13 protein-coding genes are annotated in these 20,808 nt (G+C 71.1%); 10 read left to right on the top strand and 3 right to left on the bottom strand.

Annotated elements, in window-relative coordinates; all coding sequences use genetic code 11:
• The first annotated feature begins 23 nt into the window (after nt 1-23).
• The 7 genes from ACFYY1_RS18835 (at nt 24) to ACFYY1_RS18805 (ending at nt 9,374) form a co-directional block, all read left to right on the top strand.
• Nucleotides 24-554: a hydrogenase maturation protease gene (locus ACFYY1_RS18835; RefSeq protein ID WP_388586543.1), complete on the top strand. Its 531-nt coding sequence runs from the start codon at nt 24-26 to the stop codon at nt 552-554.
• A 2-nt stretch (nt 555-556) separates the two neighbouring features.
• Nucleotides 557-3,109, top strand: coding sequence for a carbamoyltransferase HypF (gene hypF, locus ACFYY1_RS18830; RefSeq protein ID WP_388586541.1), 2,553 nt, complete (start codon nt 557-559; stop codon nt 3,107-3,109).
• Between the two features lie 57 nt (nt 3,110-3,166).
• Entirely contained in the window at nt 3,167-3,463 is a 297-nt protein-coding gene (locus ACFYY1_RS18825) for a HypC/HybG/HupF family hydrogenase formation chaperone (protein WP_388586540.1), read from the top strand.
• Nucleotides 3,460-4,563, top strand: coding sequence for a hydrogenase formation protein HypD (gene hypD, locus ACFYY1_RS18820; RefSeq protein ID WP_388586538.1), 1,104 nt, complete (start codon nt 3,460-3,462; stop codon nt 4,561-4,563). The genes ACFYY1_RS18825 and hypD overlap by 4 nt, the downstream gene beginning before the upstream one ends.
• Nucleotides 4,564-4,580: 17 nt before the next feature.
• On the top strand, nt 4,581-5,660 hold the full coding sequence (gene hypE, locus ACFYY1_RS18815; protein ID WP_388586897.1) for a hydrogenase expression/formation protein HypE: 1,080 nt from the start codon (nt 4,581-4,583) through the stop codon (nt 5,658-5,660).
• Nucleotides 5,661-6,410, top strand: coding sequence for a DUF6390 family protein (locus ACFYY1_RS18810; protein WP_388586537.1), 750 nt, complete (start codon nt 5,661-5,663; stop codon nt 6,408-6,410).
• A gap of 273 nt (nt 6,411-6,683) precedes the next feature.
• On the top strand, nt 6,684-9,374 hold the full coding sequence (locus ACFYY1_RS18805; protein WP_388586535.1) for a SpoIIE family protein phosphatase: 2,691 nt from the start codon (nt 6,684-6,686) through the stop codon (nt 9,372-9,374).
• Nucleotides 9,375-9,551: 177 nt separating this feature from the next.
• Here the strand turns inward: ACFYY1_RS18805 and ACFYY1_RS18800 are convergent, their stop codons facing one another.
• Nucleotides 9,552-11,489, bottom strand: coding sequence for a glycoside hydrolase family 5 protein (locus ACFYY1_RS18800; protein ID WP_388586532.1), 1,938 nt, complete (start codon nt 11,487-11,489; stop codon nt 9,552-9,554).
• Nucleotides 11,490-11,642: 153 nt separating this feature from the next.
• Nucleotides 11,643-12,833 carry an ROK family protein gene (locus tag ACFYY1_RS18795; protein ID WP_388586530.1) on the bottom strand — a complete coding sequence of 397 codons (1,191 nt, stop codon included), beginning with the start codon at nt 12,831-12,833 and terminating at the stop codon, nt 11,643-11,645.
• A gap of 193 nt (nt 12,834-13,026) precedes the next feature.
• Between ACFYY1_RS18795 and ACFYY1_RS18790 the strand changes: the two genes are divergently transcribed.
• Nucleotides 13,027-15,156, top strand: coding sequence for an alpha-galactosidase (locus ACFYY1_RS18790; protein WP_388586528.1), 2,130 nt, complete (start codon nt 13,027-13,029; stop codon nt 15,154-15,156).
• Nucleotides 15,157-15,645: 489 nt separating this feature from the next.
• Nucleotides 15,646-16,743 carry a hypothetical protein gene (locus ACFYY1_RS18785; RefSeq protein ID WP_388586525.1) on the top strand — a complete coding sequence of 366 codons (1,098 nt, stop codon included), beginning with the start codon at nt 15,646-15,648 and terminating at the stop codon, nt 16,741-16,743.
• 75 nt (nt 16,744-16,818) lie between these two features.
• Here ACFYY1_RS18785 and ACFYY1_RS18780 read toward each other — a convergent pair whose 3' ends face one another.
• A complete protein-coding gene (locus tag ACFYY1_RS18780; RefSeq protein ID WP_388586522.1) occupies nt 16,819-17,982 on the bottom strand; it encodes an ROK family protein in 1,164 nt (387 codons plus the stop codon).
• Nucleotides 17,983-18,179: 197 nt separating this feature from the next.
• Here ACFYY1_RS18780 and ACFYY1_RS18775 point away from each other — a divergent pair, with 197 nt between their 5' ends.
• Nucleotides 18,180-20,795 (top strand): alpha-N-acetylglucosaminidase TIM-barrel domain-containing protein, encoded by a 2,616-nt coding sequence (locus ACFYY1_RS18775; RefSeq protein WP_388586520.1) that lies wholly within the window; start codon nt 18,180-18,182, stop codon nt 20,793-20,795.
• Nucleotides 20,796-20,808 lie beyond the last annotated feature (13 nt).

The raw sequence follows: 20,808 nt of genomic DNA, 5'->3' as shown, positions 1-20,808 counted from the left end.
TGGAGTGGGCGGCTGCGCCGACGATGACGAAGGAACCCGACACCGCTGCCCGGGTGCTGGTCGCGGGCATCGGAAATCTGTTTCTCGGCGACGACGGCTTCGGCCCGGAGGTCGTGCGCCGGCTGGCCCACGACGGCGGGGTGCCCCCGCAGGTCCGGGTGGTGGACTACGGCATCCGCGGCATGCATCTCGCGTACGACCTGCTCGACGGGTACGACGCGCTGGTTCTGGTCGACGCCTACCCGGGGGGCGGCGCCCCCGGGGAGGTGACGGTGCTCCGCATCGGTGTGGAGGACCTCGGTTCGGGTGAATTCGACGCACATGGGATGAATCCGGTAGCTGTCCTTGCAAACCTGGATCAACTGGGCGGTACGCTTCCGCTCACCTACCTCGTCGGCTGCACACCCGCCGGAGTCGAGGAGGGCATCGGGCTCGGCGAAGCCGTCGACCGCGCGGTGCCCGAGGCGATGCAGGCAGTGCACACCCTGATCCGGCAGCTCGTGCCGGCCGTACCGACCGCGTCCGTGAACAGCACCCGACCCCGGAGATCCTGATCATGTGCCTAGGCATTCCTGGCCGCGTCGTGGAGATCGTGGACGGGTATGCGGGCCAGCTGGCTCTGGTGGACGTGGAGGGCGCCAGGCGCCGGGTCAATATCGGCATGCTCGACGAGGCGCCCGGTCGCGACGACTGGGTGCTTCTCCACATGGGCTTCGCCGTCGAGCTCATCGATCGCGCGAAGGCCCAGGAGGCCCTGTCGGGGCTGGAGATGATGGGCCGCGGCCGGGAGCAGCGGATCCGGCGCAGATTCGAGGTGCGCGGCGTCGTGCAGGGCGTGGGCTTCCGGCCCTTCGTCTATGTCACCGCCTCGGAGCTGCTGCTCACGGGCTCGGTGACGAACACCGGCGACGGGGTGCTCGCCGAGGTCGAGGGAGCGGCCGGGGCCGTGGAGGAGTTCGGCCGCCGCCTGAGCGCCGATGCTCCTCCGCTCGCGGTCGTCGAGGACCTGCGTACGACCGAGCTGCCGACGCGCGGCGGTACGGGCTTCACCATCGAACCCTCCAGCGCGTCCGACCGGGCAAGGACGCTGGTCCCTCCCGACATCGCCACCTGCCGGGACTGCCTCGACGAGCTGGGCGATCCGTCGAACCGGCGCTACCGCCACCCGTTCATCACCTGCACGCACTGCGGCCCCCGGTTCACGATCGTCACCGGACTGCCGTACGACCGGGCCGCCACCACGATGGCTGAGTTCGAGATGTGCGGGGCCTGCCGGGCGGAGTACGAGGACCCGCGCGACCGGCGCTTCCACGCCCAGCCGATCGCCTGTCCCGACTGCGGACCGCGGCTCGAACTGGTCGGCCGGGAAGGCGTGTCCCTGTCCCGTGACGAGGACGCCCTGCGTACGGCCCGGAAGCTCCTCGCAGAGGGCGGGATCATCGCGGTCAAGGGGCTCGGCGGGTACCACCTGGTGTGCGATGCCCGCGACGACGCGGCCGTGGCCGAGCTGCGCCGGCGCAAGCAGCGCGGCGGCAAGCCGTTCGCGGTGATGGTGCCGGATCTCGGCGTCGCGCGGCGGCTGGTGACCGTCACGGCGGACGAGGAGGAGCTCCTGTCCGGAGGCCGCCGTCCGATCGTGCTCCTGCCCCGGCATCCCGCCGGTCCCGGGGGCGGGGTGTCCGACGCCGTGGCGCCCGGCAGCCCCCACCTCGGGCTGCTCCTTCCGTACACCCCGCTGCACGTCCTGCTCTTCGGGATCGGGGACGACGATCCGGGCCCGGACGCGCTGGTGATGACGTCGGCCAATCTGTCGGGCGAGCCGATCGTCACCGACGACGGCGACGCAATGACCGTTCTGGCACCGCTGGTCGACGCCTGGCTACGGCACGACCGGCGCATCCATGTACCGTGCGACGACTCGGTCAGCCGCTGGGCCGCCGGTGCCGAGCTGCCGCTGCGCCGCTCGCGCGGATACGCCCCGCTGCCGCTCGCACTGCCCTTCGACGTGCCCCCGACGCTCGCCGTGGGAGCCGACCTGAAGAACACCTGTGCCCTGGCCGAGGGCCGTTACGCCTGGCTGAGCCAGCACATCGGCGACATGGACGACGTGTCCACGGTCGGCGCCCTGACCCGGACCGAGAAGCATCTGGAGGACCTCACCGGGGTGGTGCCCACCCGGCTGGTGGCCGACCGTCACCCCGGCTACCACTCCGGCGACTGGGCTCGTGCCCACGCGGCCGGGCGGCCGGTCCGCACCGTGCAGCACCACCACGCGCACATCGCGTCCGTGATGGCGGAGCACGGCCTGGGCGCGGACGAGCGCGTGATCGGCATCGCCTTCGACGGCACCGGCCACGGCGCCGACGGGGCGGCCTGGGGCGGCGAGGTCCTGGTGGCCGGCTACGCGTCGTCCAGCAGGGCCGCGCACCTGGGGTACGTACCGCTGGCCGGGGGCGACGCGAGTGTGCTGCGGCCGTACCGGATGGCCCTCGCGCACCTGCACGCGGCCGGCGTCCCCTGGGACGACGACATGCCCGCGGTCCGCGCCTGCCCGCCCGCCGAACGCGACGTACTGGCCCATCAGTTCGCCACCGGATTCGGCTGCGTGCCCACTTCGGGCGTGGGCCGGATCTTCGACGCGGTCGCTTCCCTGGCCGGCGTCCGGCACGTGGTGACGTACGAGGCGGAGGCGGCCATGGAACTGGAAGGGCTGGCCCGTGCCGCCGCAGCCGGCCCCACCGCGGCGGAGGACGGCTACCGCTTCGCCATCCGTCAGGGGAAAGGGGAGGAACCCGCCGTCGCGGATCCGGGCCCCGTAATCCGGGCCGTGGTGTCCGACGTACGCGCCGGCGTTCCGGCCGAGCTGATCGCCGCGCGTCTCCACACCGCCCTCGCCGCTCTGGCCGTCCGCCTCGCAAACCTCTGCCGCACCCGCACCGGACTCTCCACCGTGGCGCTGGGCGGCGGCGTATTCCAGAACGCCGTACTGCTCGAAGCGGTGCAACGCGGCCTGACCGAACGGGGTTTCACCGTTCTGCGGCCGCTTCTGCTCCCCCCGAACGACGGCGGGATCGCCCTCGGCCAGCTCATGATCGCCGCATCGGTCTGATGCCGCCGCACGACCGTACCGCCGTACCTCAAGAGGGATCCACAGAGGAGAGAGACCATGTGTCTGGCTGTTCCGGGGCGCGTCCTCAGCACCGCCGAAGTCGACGGCACCGTGATGGCCGAGGTCGATTTCGGCGGGGTGCGCAAGGAGGTGTGTCTCCAGTACATCCCCGATGCGACCGTCGGCGAATACGTCATCGTGCACGTCGGATTCGCCATCCAGCGCCTCGACGAACGGTCGGCACTGGACACCCTTGCCGACTTCGAGCGGCTCGGCATCCTGGCCGAGGAGTTCGGAGACGGTTTCGACCACGCGGCCCAGCAGGACGCGTCTCCCGAAGGAGTCGGCCGGTGAAGTATCTCGAAGAGTTCAGCGACCCCGATCTCGCGAAGAAGCTGATCGACCGGATCCACGCGGCCACCACGCGGAGGTGGGCCCTGATGGAGGTCTGCGGCGGCCAGACCCACTCCATCATCCGGCATGGCATCGACCAACTGCTGCCGGACAGTGTGGAGATGATCCACGGACCGGGATGTCCCGTCTGCGTCACCCCGCTGGAGACCATCGACCGTGCGCTGGCGATCGCCGCCCGGCCCGGCGTCGTCTTCTGCTCGTTCGGCGACATGCTGCGCGTGCCCGGCAGCAGCCAGGACCTCTTCTCCGTCAGGAGCGCCGGCGGCGACGTGCGCGTGGTGTACTCGCCCCTGGACGCGCTGAGGATCGCCCGGGAGAACCCCGACCGCGAAGTCGTCTTCTTCGGGATCGGGTTCGAGACCACCGCCCCCGCGAACGCCATGACGGTGTACCAGGCCCAGCGGTTCGGTGTGCGGAACTTCTCGCTGCTGGTGTCCCATGTGCTGGTGCCGCCGGCGATCGCCGCGATCATGGAGTCCTCGACGTGCCGGGTGCAGGCGTTCCTCGCCGCGGGCCATGTGTGCAGTGTGATGGGGACGGCCGAGTACCCGGCGCTGGCCCGGAAGTACAAGGTGCCGATCGTGGTGACCGGCTTCGAGCCGCTGGACATCCTCGAAGGGATCCGCCGGACCGTCGTCCAGCTGGAGGCGGGCCGGCACGAGATGGAGAACGCCTACCCCAGGGCCGTGCGCGAGGAGGGCAACGTGCCCGCCATGGAAATGCTCGCCGATGTCTTCGAGGTGACCGACCGGACCTGGCGCGGCATCGGGGAGATTCCCCGCAGCGGCTGGCGGCTCTCCGAGAAGTACCGGGCGTTCGACGCGGAGCAGCGGTTCGACGTGACGGACATCCACACCGCCGAGTCGTCGCTCTGCCGCTCGGGCGAAGTCCTCCAGGGCCTGATCAAGCCCCATCTGTGCGAGGCGTTCGGCAAGGAGTGCACGCCGAGGAATCCGCTCGGCGCGACCATGGTGTCGTCCGAGGGCGCGTGCGCCGCGTACTACACCCACCGCCGCCTGGAACTGGTCGATGCGAGGTGACTGACGCGATGCAGGAAATGACCGCCGTGGTGAACGACGTGCCCGGTCTCGACTTCGAGGGGTGGGCCTGCCCGGTGCCGCTGCGGGACATCCCGTCCGTCGTCATGGGTCACGGGGGCGGCGGTGCGATGTCCGGCGAGCTGATCGAGCACCTGTTCCTGCCCGCGTACGGTGCCGCGGCCGCCGCCGACCTCGGTGACTCGGCCGTACTGACGGTCGGCTCCGGTACGCGCCTCGCCTTCTCCACGGACTCCTTCGTGGTGAAGCCGATGTTCTTCCCCGGTGGGTCCATCGGGGAGCTGGCGGTGAACGGCACGGTCAACGACCTGGCCATGTCGGGTGCGACGCCGCTGTTCCTGTCCACCGCCTTCATCCTCGCCGAGGGCACCGCGCTGAGCGACGTCGGCCGGATCGCACAGGCGGTGGGCCGGGCCGCCGAGGACGCCGGCGTACGCCTGGTCACCGGGGACACGAAAGTCGTGGAACACGGCAGTGGTGACGGCGTCTACCTCAACACCTCGGGCATCGGCGTGATCCCTCCCGGTGTCGACGTCCATGCCCGCCGGGCGCTGCCCGGCGACGCGGTGCTCGTCAGCGGCGACATCGGTGTGCACGGTGTGGCCGTGATGAGCTGCCGGGAGGGCCTCGAATTCGGCACGACGGTGGAGAGCGACACCGCAGCACTGCACGGACTGGTCGCCGCCATGCTCGCCACCGGTGCCGACCTCCATGTGCTCCGGGACCCCACACGCGGGGGCGTCTCGGCTTCGCTGAACGAGATCGCCCGCGCCTCGGACGTGGGCGTCGAACTGGTCGAGCGGCTGCTTCCCGTGCCGCCCGAGGTGCGCGACGCGTGCAGTCTGCTCGGGCTCGACCCGCTCCAGGTGGCCAACGAGGGCAAACTGATCGCGATCGTCCCGGCCGCGGACGCGGACCGGGTGCTGGCCGCCATGCGGGCCCATCCCCTGGGCAGGTCCGCCTGCCGGATCGGCAGCTGCGTTCCGGATCACGCCGGGATGGTCGTGGCGAGGACGGGGCTGGGCGGGAGCCGGGTGATCGGGCTGCCGATCGGCGAACAACTACCGAGGATCTGCTGAGTGAGTGCCGAGGGCGCCCTGCTGTTCGCGCGATACGCCTATCCGCCCAACGAGCTCGGCTACTGCGGCCCCGCCGGTGCGACGGCCCTCCTGCGCCGTGACGCCACCGCCGAGATCGAGCGGCGCGCCCGGCGGTTCGAGGGGGCCTGGTGCTATCTCCAGTTCCTCGCGGAGACGGCCGGGCTGGCGGACCCGCTCGACGTGCGGGTGGTCGAGGCGTACTGGATCGGCAACGAGCTGCTGGACCGGGCCGATCCCGCCGCTCTGGTGGAGCGCATGAGCGACCGGTTCCGGGGACAGCCCGGCGGCACCTGGCGCAAGGCCGGGCGGCGCGCCCTGGCCCATCACAGCTTCCAGGTGTTCGAGGTGTATCCGTGGGCCCCGATGCTGCGGTCGAGCGGCCATCCGACCGCCCTGTCCGTGCTCGACCAGTGCCGCGTCCGTACAGGAGTGGTGGTGGCCGCCGACAGGGACTTCGCGACCGTGCGGTCACGCCCGCTGTGCTGGGACGGTGCGGGGCTTGCCGACGGCGCGTGGCGGGAGGAGACCGTACGCTGCTCGGCCGGTGGACTGACGCTGCTCGACGGGCTCTGTGCCGGCGACCGGGTGGCGCTGCACTGGGACTGGGTGTGCGATGTGATCACCGACGAACAGGCCCGGCGCATCGAGTTCCTCGAGGAGCGCCGCCGTACCGGTCTGGGCCTCGCTTCCTCCGGCCCGGGCATCGGCGTCCACGGCTCTCCGGGCTGACGGCAGACGACTCCATCGATTCCTGACGCGGTCGGCCGGCCTGCCTTCTCCGGAGCCGGCAAGTACGGTAATCGCTCACCGCGGAACGGAGCACTGCGGCCGCACGCGGTATCCGTGCCCTCCTGGCGCCGATCCGGTCCCACTACTGCCGGGTTGTCGTCGGACGACCACTCGGTACCGCCTCCGAGCGCGCCCCGACCGCACGCACCTTCGATCTCACGGTGTTACAAAGGGCACTGGGTTAGTCGTTTGGGCCGATCCCGGAGCGCACAGATGCGGTCACTCACGGGCAAGTACCCCCGGAGCCTCGCAGGCCAGGTCTTCGCCCTGCAGGTGGTCGTGGTCGTGCTCCTCGTGGCCGCTTCGGTGCTGGCGCTCGTAGTGCAGGCCCGGCACGACAGCAGTACTGAGGCGAGAAACCGCTCCCTCGCCGTCGCGCAGGCCTACGCTCATTCACCGGGCGTCCTGGCGGCGCTGAAGGCTCCTGATCCTTCCAAGGTGCTCCAGCCGCTCACCGAGGCGGGGCGGAAGGCGACGGGCGTCGACTTCATCGTGGTGATGGACACGAAAGGGATCCGCTACACCCACCCCCGGCCGGAGCTGATCGGGAAGAAGGCCGTCGCCACCCTCGCGCCGGCACTGGCGGGACACGTGTACACCGAGAGAGTCAACGGCCCGCTCGGCCGCGAGGTGCAGGTCATCGTCCCCGTCCACGATCACGCGCTGGTCGTCGCCCTGGTGGCTGCCGGCATGAAGATCGAGAGTGTGACCGGCATGGTGGCACGGCAGATGCCGATCATCCTCGGTGCGGGAGCGGTTGCGCTCGGAGTGGCCACGAGCGGGACGGCCCTGGTGACCGGGCGGCTGCGACGGCAGACCTACCGCCTGGGCCCTGCCGAGATGAATCGCATGTACGAGCATCACGACGCGGTGCTGCACGCCGTGCGCGAAGGCGTGCTCATCGTCGGCGAAGGCGGACGGCTGCTGCTGGCCAACGACGAGGCCCGACGGCTGCTGGATCTGCCGCTCGACGCCGAGGGACGAAGCATCCCGGACTTGTCCAGCATTGATCCCGGCATGGTGGAGCTCCTGACCTCGGGGCGCGCTGCCACGGACGAAGTGCACCTCGTGGGGAGCCGACTACTCGCGGTGAACCAGCGGCCGACGGGTCGCCGCGGTGGGCCCCGGGGGACAGTCGTGACCTTGCGTGACTCCACAGAGCTGCGGGCGCTGTCCGGCAGGGCGGAGCACGCCCGCGAGCGGCTCCGCCTGCTGTACGACGCCGGTCTCGGCATCGGTGCCACGCTCGATGTGGTGCGCACGGCCGAGGAACTGACCGAGATCGCGGTTCCCCGGCTCGCCGACTTCACGACCGTCGATCTGGCCGAACCGGTCCTCCACGGGGACGAGCCGACCGGTACGGACACGGTCATGCGCCGCACCGCGGTACGCGGCATCCGGGACGACCATCCCCTGTACGAACTCGGTCAGCTGATCAGCTTTCCTTCCTCCACGCCACAGGCAGGGGCCTTCGCCGCAGGCCGGCCGGAGCTGGTGCCCCACCTGTCCGAAGCTCCCGGCTGGCTCGCCCAGGACCCGGAGCGGAGACGGAGGATCGTCGATTACGGCATCCATTCGCTCATCACGGTGCCTCTCCAGGCACGGGGCGTCATCCTGGGCATGGCCAACTTCTGGCGCTCCGAGAAGCCCCAGCCGTTCGAGGAGGACGACCTGTCCCTGGCCGAAGAACTGGTCGCACGGGCGGCCGTCAGCATCGACAACGCCCGCCGCTACACCCGTGAGCACGCCATGGCCATGACTCTGCAACGCAGCCTGCTCCCGCGGGCCCTGCCCGAACAGAGCGCGCTCGACGTAGCCCATCGCTACCTGCCCGCCTACTCCGGGGTGAGCGGCGACTGGTTCGACGTGATCCCGCTCCCGGGCAGCCGGGTGGCGCTGGTCGTCGGGGATGTCGTCGGCCACGGCCTGCATGCCGCCGCGACGATGGGACGGCTCCGCACGGCCGTGCACAACTTCTCCACACTCGACCTGCCGCCCGACGAGATCCTCCGCCACCTCGACGACCTGATCGGGCGCATCGACCAGGAGGAGACGGAGTCCGGCGCCGACGCGGCGATCATCGGGGCCACCTGCCTGTACGCGATCTACGACCCCGTCTCCCGCCACTGCACCATGGCTCGGGCCGGGCATCCCCTGCCCGCACTGGTCAGGCCCGACGGCAGTGTGTCGTTCCCCGACCTGCCGGCCGGCCCGCCCCTGGGCCTGGGTGGTATGCCGTTCGAGGCGGCGGAACTGCAAGTGGCGGAAGGCACGCAGTTCATCCTCTACACCGACGGGCTCATCGAGGACCGCACCCGAGACATCGACGTGGGGATCGAGCTGCTGCGTGAGACCCTGGCGTGCCACCCCGACCGGTCGCCGGAGGAGAGCTGCCAGGCGGTCCTCGACGCGCTCCTGCCGGATCGGCCGAAGGACGATGTGGCACTGCTCATCGCCCGGACACGGGCGATCCCGCCCGACCGTGTCGCCGACTGGGACGTACCGTTCGATCCCGCTGCCGTGGCGGGAATGCGTGCTGTCGTGGCCGAGAAGCTCGACGACTGGGGTCTGTCCGAGCTCGTGTTCGCCACGGAACTGGTGCTCAGCGAGTTGATCACCAACGCGATCCGCTACGGCTCCGCACCGGTCACCGTACGACTGCTGCTCGACCGCACCCTGACCTGTGAGGTGGGCGACAGCAGCAGCACCTCGCCCCATCTGTGCGATGCCGCCGCGATGGACGAAGGGGGCCGCGGCCTGTTCCTCGTCGGACAACTGGCCGAGCGCTGGGGCACCCGTTATAACCCCCGAGGAAAGATCATCTGGGCGGAGATGGCGCTGCCCCGGCCCGACGGGGGCACGGAGGGCACGGTGTGGTCGGCCATTCTCGACGCAGAACTCTGACCGCTGACCGCCCGGCCGAGAACGAACGGGAGATCCGCGTCCGTGAGGACGAGTCCCAGACCGAGGGCCTCCTCGCGGAAGGCGCGCAGACGGTACGGGCCGGGCCGGCCGCCCGGAGTCGGGCGGCCGGAATCGCTCGGAGGTCGGTCGTGACGGGCCTGAAGTCGATGGGACGGCTCAGGCGAGCGGGCGGCACAGCAGGGCGTCGGGGACGCCGCCGTGGTTCCACTTCCAGGTGTAGGCGACGCCGGCGAGGTACTCGTTGTCGCGGCACTGGCCCTTGTAGTGGCCCGGTGCCCAGTCACTGGCGGTCGAGCCGCCGGTGGCGGGCCGGTTGTCGCCGCCGTCGAACCAGAGGGCGCGGCCGGTGGTGGGAAGGGCGGCGGTCGCGGGTGCGCACAGGAGGGCCGCCATGGCGTTTCCGCTCACGCTGTAGCCGACGGCGAAGGTGTTGCCGGGGCACTGGAGCTTGTTGTAGCCGCTCGCCCAGTCGCCGCCGGTGACGTACCGCTCGTCGGTGACGACGGTCCAGGGGCCGCTCGCCTTCGCCGGCTGCCCGGCGTCGGTGCACAGTCCTCGGCTGCTGCTCCGGGCGATCCCGGTCACGCGCTGACTGTCGGGGCAGTTGGCCTTGCGGTTGCCCGGCGACCAGTCCGGCTTCGCGAGCATGCCGGCGGAGACGTTGTAGTCGGCGTGGTCCAGGTCGAGCATGTTCCAGCGCGGGGTCGGGGCGATCCGGCCGGTGCGGCCGGGGGCGTTGACGAGCTTGTTCCAGTCGGTGGCGCGCCAGTCGCCCGCGTCCATGACGCCGAGCCGGGTGCCGTTCGCGCTGTAGTTGACCATGGCCCAGTTGTCCTGCGGTGTGCCGTTCGTGTCGGTCCAGCCGACGAGGGGCCAGATGGCGAAGTCGGTGTCGTTCTTCACCATGATGTCGGTGAAGTTGGCGAACCAGGCACGTTCCTTGGCGTCGGTCTCTCCACGGCCTGCGGCGCCGAACTCGCTGATCCACACGGGTGCGGTGAAGTGCTGGCCGGACCGGGTGACGAACAGTGCCTGGTCGTCGACGACCTGGGCGAGCTGTGCGGGGGTGAGCTCCTCGTAGCGCGGGTCGTGTGTCTCGCCCGTGCCGGTGGCGCCGGTGTGGTTCGGTCCCGTGTAGCCGTAGAAGTGGGCGGCGTAGACGAGTTTGTCGGAGCGGATCAGCGTGTTGGACAGGGTGGCGACCGGGGTGAGCGTCGGGCGGCCGTGGGGGGTCAGATCGGTGGGTATGCCCTGCCAGTTGATGCCCTCCATGATGACGAGCATGTCCGGGTTGGCCTGCAGGATCTTGTTACCGGCCTCTTCCAGCGCCTTGTTGAGGTCGTGGTCGTCGCCCCAGCCCCAGTTGGGATCGTCCCAGGTGTCGCGTCGGACCTCGTTGCGCAGGTCGGCTCCGACGACCCGCTTGTCGGCCTGGTAGCGCTTGGCCAGGAACACCCAGTCGTCGATCCACTGCTGGGTCGACTGGCCGCTGTTCCAGCGCTCGTTGCCGTCCAGGCCGCAGCAGAAGCGGTAGCTGGTGGTGTGGTTGTTGAGGATGACGGCGAAGCCGTCCGTGGTCAGGGCCCCGACGACGGCGTCGAGCACCTGCAGCGGGGTCTTGCCCTTGAGCTGCGGGTTGGCGGCGACGGCCGAGTCCGGGACGACGCTCGTGTCGTGGATCAGGGCATTGGCGAAGGGCAGCCGGATGCTGTTGAGGCCCAGGGCGTGGAAGTCGGCCAGGATCTGGGCCATCGGCTTCCGGTCCAGGCCGAGCGGGATGTTGTTCGACATCTGCCTGGCCTGGTGGTTGGCGACGTCCCCCACGTCGCCGCTGCCCGTCCAGGTGCCCTGCGCGCCGGCCCAGTTTCCTGACTTGAGCTTGAACCGGTCGCCGTCGGCGTCGACGACGTACCGGTCCCGGGTCGACAGCGGGGCGGTCCATGAGGCGGCGAGTTGCCCGCCGGTGAGGGCCGGGGGCGGCGCCGTCCCCGTGTCCGCCGCGGCGGCGTGGGGGGTGAGGGTGGCGAGGACGAGCGCGGACGAGGTGACGAGGCCTGCGGTCGCGCGTCGGAGCAAGGTGAAGCGGGATGTCACGGGGGCTCCTTACGGGTGGGGGTGCGTGCGTCTGCCTTGTGCGTGGTACAGGGTGGTGCGGTGCGGGGTCAGCCCTTGAGGCCGCTGGTACTAGACGTCGAGGGTGGTCTTCGCTCCGGAGGAGGGAGTCGTACGCGACGGCTGCGCGAGTGCTCAGCCGACGCCGATCGTGGTGGTGGCCGCGTACTGCGGGAAGAGGGCCTGGATGGCCACGGCAGCACCGCCTCGGGCCCATTCCTCCCAGGGGAGCGGCCGCAGCGACAGCGGGCACCGGGAAGCCGCCCCGAAGGCGTGTTCGGCGTACGCCTCCTGGATGTGGCGGCTGAACAGGTCGTAGGCGTCGGCGCCTTCGCCGCTGACGACGACACGCTCCGGGCCGACGAGGCTGACCAGTGCGGAGATGCCGACCCCGATGGCGTGTCCGGCCCTGGCGAAGGCTTCGCGGGCTGCCGGGTGGCCCTCCCTGGCGATGTCGGCGGCCTCGCAGAACGTGAGGTGCGGCTCCGCGGTGGCCTGGCGGACCGCTGCGAGGATCGCGTCGGTCGAGGCGATCGCCTCGACGCAGCCGCGCCCCCCGCAGCGGCAGCGCGGACCGGTCGGGTCGACACAGAGGTGTCCGACCTCCCCCGCGACCCCGTACGCCCCCCTGATCAACTGCCCGTTGACGACGAGCGCGGAGCCGATACCCGCACCGATGGTGACCAGCGCGAAGTATTCGGTGCCGATGCCCTCGCCGAACCAGTGCTCCGCGACGGCCAGGGCTCTGACGTCGTTCTCGACGGTTACTGCCAGGCCGGTGGCTTCGGTGAGCAGTTCCGCGAGCGGGACCTCGCGCCAGCCCAGCAGGCCGGAGTGGCGGAGCCGGCCGCTTTCGCGGTCCACGTCCCCGTTGACCGCGACGCCGAGGTGTCGGGTCCGGTCCCGGAACGCGGGTTCGGTGTCGAGCAGTTCGTCGACCAGTTCGGCGGTCAGCTCGGCGACGGCCCCGGGGGTGCAGCCGTCGAGCGGCCTGCCCGCGGTGGCCCGGATCCCGGCCCGCAGATCGCAGACGGCGCCGAAGACCTGGTCGCCACTGATCTTCAATCCGATGAAGTACTCCCGGTCGGGGTCGACCGCGAGAGGGTTGACCGGTCGGCCGGCACCGGGCGCGGTGCGCTCGGGCGGAAGTTCGTACAGATAGCCGTCGTCGATGAGGGGCCTGGCCGCCTTCGTGACCGCGGTCGAGGAGAGTCCCGTCCGCCGTGCCAGTTCCACTCTGCTGAGCGGCCCCTCCGCAAGAAGCAGGGCGAGGACCGCGGTCTCGGCGGGCGCACTGACCAGAGGGCGGGAGTGATGTCGAAACACGGGAGCAACATAGAGCAAATAAATAACTTCTTCCAGTATTGATTTGGGTGTGGGTGCCGCCCTACGCTCGGGCCCTCCTCTGCTCCCCCAGGACTTCTCCAACACCACTCCGTCTTGCCGGTGTTGTGCCACCTCTTCTCCAAATAGCCCTGGACCGCACCCTGTTCCTCACCAGACCTCAGGGGATCCATCCGTGCACGCCACGCTCCCGCCCGTCACCTTCGAACCCGGCCCCGGCCTCGCGGTCCTGCGCACGCCGAACAGCCTCTACGCGCTGCGCCTCGCCGCCGACGGCAGCCCGCGGCACCTCCACTGGGGCCTGCCGCTCGACACCGCGGCGCTCGCCGACCTCCCGGACGCGGTCTCCCCTGCGGCGAGCAGCTTCGAGGCCGACGCGGCCGCCGACGAACTCGCGCCGCAGACCGGGGCGCGCTTCGGCCCGGCCGGCCTTCAGGTCCGCTTCGCCGACGGGACCCGGGGCGCCCAGTGGCGGTTCGCCGGTCACACCATGGACGGCGGCGAACTGCGGTTGCGCCTCGACGACCGGCACCACCCCCTGCGGGCCGAACTCTGCTACCGCGTCCGGAGCGACACCGACGTCATCGAGCGCTGGACGGAACTGACCCACACCGGGGCCGCGGACGGTCCGCCGGATCCGATCACCGTCGACCGGCTGGACTCGGCGTCATGGACCGCTCCTCCGCTGCCCGACTACCGGCTCAGCCATCTGACCGGGGGCTGGAACAGCGAGTTCCAGCTCCAGCGCGACCGGCTTCCCGTCGCAGAGACCGTACTGACCAGCCGTCGAGGTCTCACCAGCCACCACGCCAGTCCCTGGCTGGCCCTCGACGACGGCACCGCGAGCGAGGACCAGGGGGAGGTCCGGAGCACGGCGCTCGCCTGGAGCGGCAGCTGGCGCGTCACGATCCACCGTGACCCGACCGGCCGCACCACCTGGACCGGCGGATTCGGCCACGAGGGCCTCAGCTGGACCTTGCAGCCGGGCGAGACCCTCCGCACACCGGTGTACGCCGGGCTGTTCACCCCGCACGGCTTCGGCGGCGCCGCCCGCGCCTGGCACGACTACGTACGCCGGCACGTCCTGCCCGAGCCCGAGCGGGACCGGCCGGTGCTCTACAACTCGTGGGAAGCCACCGGATTCGACGTCGACGAGGCCGGTCAGATCCGTCTGGCCCAGGTGGCCGCGCGCGTCGGTGCCGAACTCTTCGTCCTGGACGACGGCTGGTTCGGCACCCGGCGCGACGACCGGTCCGGGCTCGGCGACTGGACTCCTCGCCCCGAGGCCTTCCCCCGGGGACTGCGGCCGCTCGCCGACGAGGTGCACCGCCTCGGCATGGGCTTCGGGCTGTGGGTCGAGCCGGAAATGGTCAACCGCGACAGCGAGTTGTACCGCGCGCACCCGGACTGGGTCCTCCACTCCCCCCAGCTCGACGCGACCGAACTGCGCAACCAGCTCGTGCTGAACTTCGCCCGGCCCGAGGTCGAGGCCTGGGCCCGGCAGACCCTCGACCACCTGGTGCGCGAGAACGGCGTCGACTGGCTCAAGTGGGACGCCAACCGGGCCTTCACCGAAGCGGGATGGGACGGCCACCCCGACCCCGACCGCCTGTGGATCGACCACACCCGTGCCGTCCACCGCATCATGGACCGGCTCCGTGCCGCCCACCCCGGCCTGCGCATCGAGGCGTGCGCGGGCGGCGGCGGGCGCGTCGACCTCGGCATCCTCGCCCGCACCGACCAGGCCTGGACCTCGGACAACACCGACCCGGTCGACCGGATCGGCATCCAGCACGGCTTCGGTCAGCTCTTCCCCGCCCAGGCCATGGCCGCGTGGGTGACCGACAGTCCCAACACCGCCACCGGCCGGCGCACCCCGCTGCGCTTCCGCTTCCATGTCGCCATGGCAGGCGCGCTGGGTCTCGGCGGCGACCTGACGTCGTGGTCCGAGGAGGAACTCTCCGAAGCCGCGGGGCTCGTGGCCGAGTACAAGCTGATCCGTCCGCTCGTGCAGAGGGGGCACCAGCACCGGGTCGCCCCGGCCACCGAGCCGGTGACGGCCGTCCACTACGCGGCTCCGGACGACAGCGAGCACGTGCTCCTCGTCTGGCGTCCCACCACCCGCTTCGGCCACCGCTCCGCCCCGGTACGGTTGCCCGCTCTCGATCCCGAGGCGCGCTACCTGGACCCGGAGCTGAACCAGGTCCACAGCGGCGCCGTCCTCGTACGCCACGGCATCGACCCGCGGCTTCCCATCGGCGACTACGCCAGCAGCCTGACCCGGCTCCGTCGCGTCGGCCCCTGACACCTCCCTCTCACGCCCACCCACGAGTCCCCTGGAACCGCCCATGAACAGCGCCCACGTGCTGGTGATCGGCACCGACGGCGTACGCCTCGACCTCGCCTGCGGTCCCGGCCTGACCCCCGGCAAGGCCCCGTCGCCCCTCCACCACGCCGACGTCGCCACGCACGTCCACACCGCCCTCGGTATCACGCCCGACCTCACTGGACCTTGGACGGCACCGCCTTCACCGCGTGAGGCCGAGGCCCAGGACACCATGTCTTCCGGAAGATTTCCCATACTTCCGCCCTGTCTGAACACTTACATGAAGTGCCGGACAATCACTTTCCGGAGCGGAAGCGCGCAAGGTGTCCGCCCGCATCGGGCCGCGGCTGTTACGGCCGGCGCCCGACCGCCCCGCATTCCGCACCGCATCGCGTTCGTCGAGTTTCATCGCCGCTCCCTGGGGCGCGCATCATCAAAGGAGGGGAGACCCGTCGACGAGGAGTGGCGATGAAGTTGTCGTTTCTTGAACCCCTCTACGCGGAGCCGGGTCCGTTCGCCTCCGTGTACCTGGACACCTCCCGGGACGTCGAGCATCCCGAGCGAGCGATCGCGCTGCGCTGGCAGCGGCTGCGCGACAGTCTGTCGCGTCAGGGCTCGGACCGGGCGCTGCTGAACGCACTGGAGGAGGCGGTCGGTGCCGACACAGCGGTGCCGGGGGTGCACGGTCAGGCCATCTTCGCCGCCCATGGCGCACTCGTCCTGGACGGGGAGCTGCCCAGGCCGCCCGAACACGACTCCGCGCGCTACAGCACCCTGCCGGACGCGATGCCCCTGGTCGGACAGCACGTTCCGGAGATCCCCTACATGGCCGTGGTCGTCCACTACGGCGGCCTCCCGACCGCCGAGACCCACGGCTGGGTGACTCTGGAGGCGGAGACCGGCACCTGGCCCGCGTCCACCGTCACCCCGGGTGAGCGGCTGCACCGCAGGGTAGCGGTGGCGACCTGGCACCGCACCGCCCTCCGGCTCGGCCACCGGCTGGACGAACGGGCACGGCGCGCCCATGCCGACGCCGTCGTCGTGGGCGGGGACGAGTGGGCGTGCAACGTGCTGATCCGCCGCCTGCCGCACGCCCTGCGGGACAAGGTCGTACGGGTGGGCGGCCGGACCCCCACCGACACCGGACGCGCCCTGTTGGAGCCGCAGCTCGACGGCGTCTTCCGCGGCCACATGGCCGCGCACGACCGGGAACTCGTGGACGTCTTCATCGGCCGGCGCGCCCTGGACGGCCCCATGACGGAGGGGCTGGCCGCGACTGTCGCCGCGCTCCAGCGCGGCCAGGTCGCGGCACTGCTGCTGAACCGGCCGCCAGGAGCCTCGCTGCGCCTCTGGACGGGCTCCCAGCCCACTCAGCTCGCCCTGACCGAGGCGGAACTGACCTCCTTCGGCGTTCGGGCCCCGCGCGAGGAACGCGCCGACGAGGCCCTCGTCCGGGCCCTCGTCGGCACCGGCGCCGAGCTGGTCGTCGTACCGGAGAACGAGCTGAGGTTGCACGAGGGCGTGGGCACGCTGCTGCGGTACACCGACCCGGGGACTCCGTCCTGACACCGGCCCGCCGCGCCCCCGGTTCACGGCTGCCCCTGGGCGCCGACGTACCGGCCAGGTGCTCGCGGCGCCTGCTCAGCCCTGGGACGTTCCCTGCATCCGCTCCTCCGCGATTCCCAGGCAATGGCGCACCGCGCCCAGCGCCACGGCCTGCTCCCCCAGCGTCGACGCATGGATGGTGACCGGTACCAGGGCGTGGAGTCGGAGGTGGCGGCGGACCGGCTCCAGCAGGACGTCTCCCGCCCGGGACACTCCTCCACCGATGACGACGCGGTCCGGGTCGAGCACCAGCAGCATCGCGGCCAGACCGCGTGCGAAGCGGGCAGCCACCCGCTCCACGACATCGGTGGCGGCCCGGTCACCGGCCGCCGCCGCCTCGAAGAGCGGTGCGATGTCGTCCTCGTCGCCTGCCGGCGCGCCGGCCTCCAGGGCGAGCCGATGGATGGCTGCCGCCCCGACCAACCGCTCGAACGGTCCGGTGCCGTCGGAGGGGCGCGGTGCGGGAGGCGCGTCGGGGTCGGATGCCAGGTCGATGAAGCCCAGCTCCCCGGCGGCGGCCGAATGCCCGCGATACGGCTTGCCGTTGATGACGATGCCGCAGCCGATGCGCCGGCCCCACTGCACGAATACCAGGCTCTCGTTCTCGGCGTCGGCCCCCCGTCGCCGTTCGGCGAGGACGGCGAGGTTGACGTCGTTGTCGATGGACACCGGGCAGTGCAACCAGTCGCCGAGTCGCGTCACCGCGGGCAGCCCGGCCCAGCCGGGGATGCTCGGAGCCAGCAGTATCTCGCCGCGGTCCCGGTCGACGATGCCGGGCGTGCCGGCAGTCACCGCCCACAGCTGGGACAGCGGAACTTCCGCCTCCCTGACCGCGGTGGTCAGTGCGGCGCGAACGGTGTCGACCATCTGCAGCCCGTCAGTGCCCGCGTCCACCGCTGCGTGATGGACCGTCAGGACCCGACCCGCGAGGTCTGCGATCGCCACCAGCACCTTGTGGGGTCCGATGTCTATTCCGGCGACGTACCCCGTCTCGGCGCGGAACCTGGCGTACTGCGCCGGCCGTCCGGGCTGCAGCGAATTGCCCGTGGAGGTGAACTCCACCAGGCCGCGGTCCCGCAGGTCCGCCAGGGCTCTTGTCACCGCGGGCCGTGACAGCCCCGTGGCCGCGGCGAGGCCGCTGACGCTGGTGGCGGTGGAGTCGGCCTCCCGCAGCGCCGCCAGGACGGCAGCGACGTTCATCCGCCGAAGCACATGCGGCCCGTTCGCCGCTGTTCTCCTGGCTGCCATGTGCGTCCGTACCCCCACCCTCCCCGCTGTCGTGCTGGGCACTCTACCCAGCCGGTCCACAACGAGCGGTCCGGTGTATTGACGGGCTTCATCACCCGCCTCCATATTATCGAACGCTCCATTAATAATCCCTCTCCGATGGGCTGCCAATGAGAGAACCGAGATCCTGGACCGCCGCGTTCCTGGCCATGGCCCTTGCCGCACTGGCCACGGTCCTGGGCACTTCCACCACCGCCGCAGCCACCGGGACCGGGGCCGCCGCGGTGGCTTCCGCCGGCCGGCCCGCCTTCGCCACGGGTCCGGCCAGAGCAGCCCTCGCACGGCTGCTGCCGCGCCACGTCTCCCAGTTCACACTCGTCCCGGTGAGCCGCCCCGAGTCCGGCGACTACTTCGTCGTCTCCGGCAGCGCCGGCGATCTCCGTGTCCAGGGAACCAGCCCCGCCGTGATCCTCAGCGGCGTCAACTGGTACCTGAAGTACACCGCGAAGGTCGACCTCGGATGGCCGGGCGACAGCACGGCGAAACTGCCCCGCACACTGCCCGCCCCCGCCGGCACCGTCCGCAAGGACGCCTCGGTGCCACACCGCTTCGCGCTCAACGACACCGACGACGGCTACTCCGGCGCCTACCGCGACTGGGCCGCCTACGAGAAGCAGATCGATCTGCTCGCCCTGCACGGCGCGAACGAGGTCTTCGTCCAGATGGGCGCCGATGCCGTCTACTACGCGGCCCTCCAGGACTTCGGCTACTCCAAGGACGAGCTCCGGTCCTGGATCCCCGGCCCGGCGCACCAGCCGTGGTGGCTGATGCAGAACATGTTCGGCTTCGGCGGCCCCGTCTCCGAGCAGCAGCTGCAGGACCGTGCGGAACTCGGCCGCAGGATCGCGGACCGACTGCGCCAACTCGGCATGAACCCGGTGCTGCCCGGCTATTACGGCACCGTCCCGCCGCGGTTCACGGAGAAGAACCCCACCGGACCGGTCGTCCCGCAGGGCGGCTGGGTCGGCTTCGACCGGCCCGACTGGCTCGACCCGCGCAGCGAGATGTTCCCCGCGGTCGCCGCCTCGTTCTACCGCCACCAGCGCGAACTCTTCGGCGACTCCACGATGTACAAGATGGACCTGCTCCACGAGGGCGGACGGCCGGGCGACGTCCCCATCGGCGACGCCGCCAAGGCCGTGATGAAGGCGCTGCAGACCGCGCACCCCGGTGCCACCTGGACCCTGCTCGGCTGGCAGAACAACCCCTCCACGCACATCATCGACGCCGTCGACAAGAGCAAGCTGTTCATCGTCGACGGGCTGTCCGACCGCTACAACGGCCTCGACCGGGAAGCCTCCTGGCACGGCGCGCCCTACGCGTTCGGCACGATCCCCAACTTCGGCGGTCACACCACCATCGGCGCCAACACCGCGGTCTGGGCCGAACGCTTCGACCAGTGGCGCACCAAGCCCGGCAGCGCGCTGAAGGGCATCGCGTACCTGCCGGAAGGCACCGGCGGCAACCCCGTCGCCTACGAGCTGTTCACCGAACTGGCCTGGCGTACCGGCCCGGTGGACCAGAAGGCGTGGTTCGCCCAGTACGCGGAGCGCCGTTACGGCGGCGAGGACCCGCATGCCGCCAAGGCGTGGGAGCTGCTGCGCAGCGGCCCGTACAGCACCCCGTCCGGCACATGGAGCGAGTCCCAGGACAGCCTCTTCACCGCCCGCCCGCGGCTGACGGCGACCACCGCGGCCAGCTGGAGCCCCGGCGGGATGCGCTACGACGCGAGCACCGTGCAGCGGGCGCTGGTCGAACTGCTGCAGGTCGCGCCCGGACTGCGGACCACGGACGCCTATCGCTTCGACCTGGTCGACGTCGCACGACAGGCCCTGGCCAACCACAGCCGGACCCTGCTCCCGCAGATCAAGGCCGCCTACGACGCCAAGGACCTGACCCGCTTCCGTCAGCGGGCCGCCGAGTGGAGGAGCGACCTCGCCCTGCTGGACGAACTGCTCGCCACCGACACGCGGTTCCTCCTCGGCCCGTGGCTGGAGGACGCCAAGTCCTCGGGCACCACGGAGGCGGAGAAGGCGGCGGCCGAGTTCGACGCCCGCTCCGTCCTCACCACCTGGGGCCACCGCTCCGGCAGCGACTCGGGCGGCCTGCGCGACTACGCCAACCGGGAATGGTCCGGGCTGGTCTCCGACTTCTACGCCATGCGCTGGACCAAGTACCTCGACTCCCTCGACACCGCGCTGGCCACCGGCCAGGCCCCGGTCTCCATCGACTGGTTCGCCGTCGAGAACGCCTGGAACCAGCAGCGCGACACCTACCCCGTCAACGCCTCGGGCGACCCGGTGGCACTGGCCACCGCGGTACGCGACGCACTGCCCGCCCCGCCGCCCTCGGGACCGGTCACCGGCGCCGACGGCACGTGTGTGGAGGTCACTGGCGGAAACTCCGCCGACGGCACCGCACTGCGGCTCGACCAGTGTGACGGAACCCCCGCCCAGACCTGGACGGTCCCGGGCGACGGCACCCTGCGCGCCTACGGCAAGTGCATGGACGTCAGAAACGGCTCCACCGCGGACGGCACCGTCGTGCAGCTCTACCAGTGCAACGGCACCCCCGCCCAGTCCTGGACCGCACAAGAAGACCGGACCCTGCGGAACACCAAGTCAGGACTGTGCCTGCACGCCGAGGGGGGCGGCAGCGACGGCACACGCCTGCTGATCCGGACCTGCACAGCGGGCCCCGACCAGCAATGGAACGTACCCGCCTGAACGACCGGCCGGT

Source organism: Streptomyces sp. NPDC001890, assembly GCF_042891445.1.
GTDB lineage: Bacteria > Actinomycetota > Actinomycetes > Streptomycetales > Streptomycetaceae > Streptomyces.
This window is presented reverse-complemented; position numbering and strand designations above follow the sequence as displayed.

Bases quoted from the DNA above. Each gene is read 5' to 3' on its own strand.
- ACFYY1_RS18835 (WP_388586543.1), top strand. From the start codon at position 24: ATGACGAAGGAACCCGACACCGCTGCCCGGGTGCTGGTCGCGGGCATC.
- hypF (WP_388586541.1), top strand. From the start codon at position 557: ATGTGCCTAGGCATTCCTGGCCGCGTCGTGGAGATCGTGGACGGGTAT.
- ACFYY1_RS18825 (WP_388586540.1), top strand. From the start codon at position 3,167: ATGTGTCTGGCTGTTCCGGGGCGCGTCCTCAGCACCGCCGAAGTCGAC.
- hypE (WP_388586897.1), top strand. From the start codon at position 4,581: ATGACCGCCGTGGTGAACGACGTGCCCGGTCTCGACTTCGAGGGGTGG.
- ACFYY1_RS18805 (WP_388586535.1), top strand. From the start codon at position 6,684: ATGCGGTCACTCACGGGCAAGTACCCCCGGAGCCTCGCAGGCCAGGTC.
- ACFYY1_RS18785 (WP_388586525.1), top strand. From the start codon at position 15,646: ATGAAGTTGTCGTTTCTTGAACCCCTCTACGCGGAGCCGGGTCCGTTC.
- ACFYY1_RS18780 (WP_388586522.1), bottom strand. From the start codon at position 17,982: ATGAACGTCGCTGCCGTCCTGGCGGCGCTGCGGGAGGCCGACTCCACC.
- ACFYY1_RS18775 (WP_388586520.1), top strand. From the start codon at position 18,180: ATGAGAGAACCGAGATCCTGGACCGCCGCGTTCCTGGCCATGGCCCTT.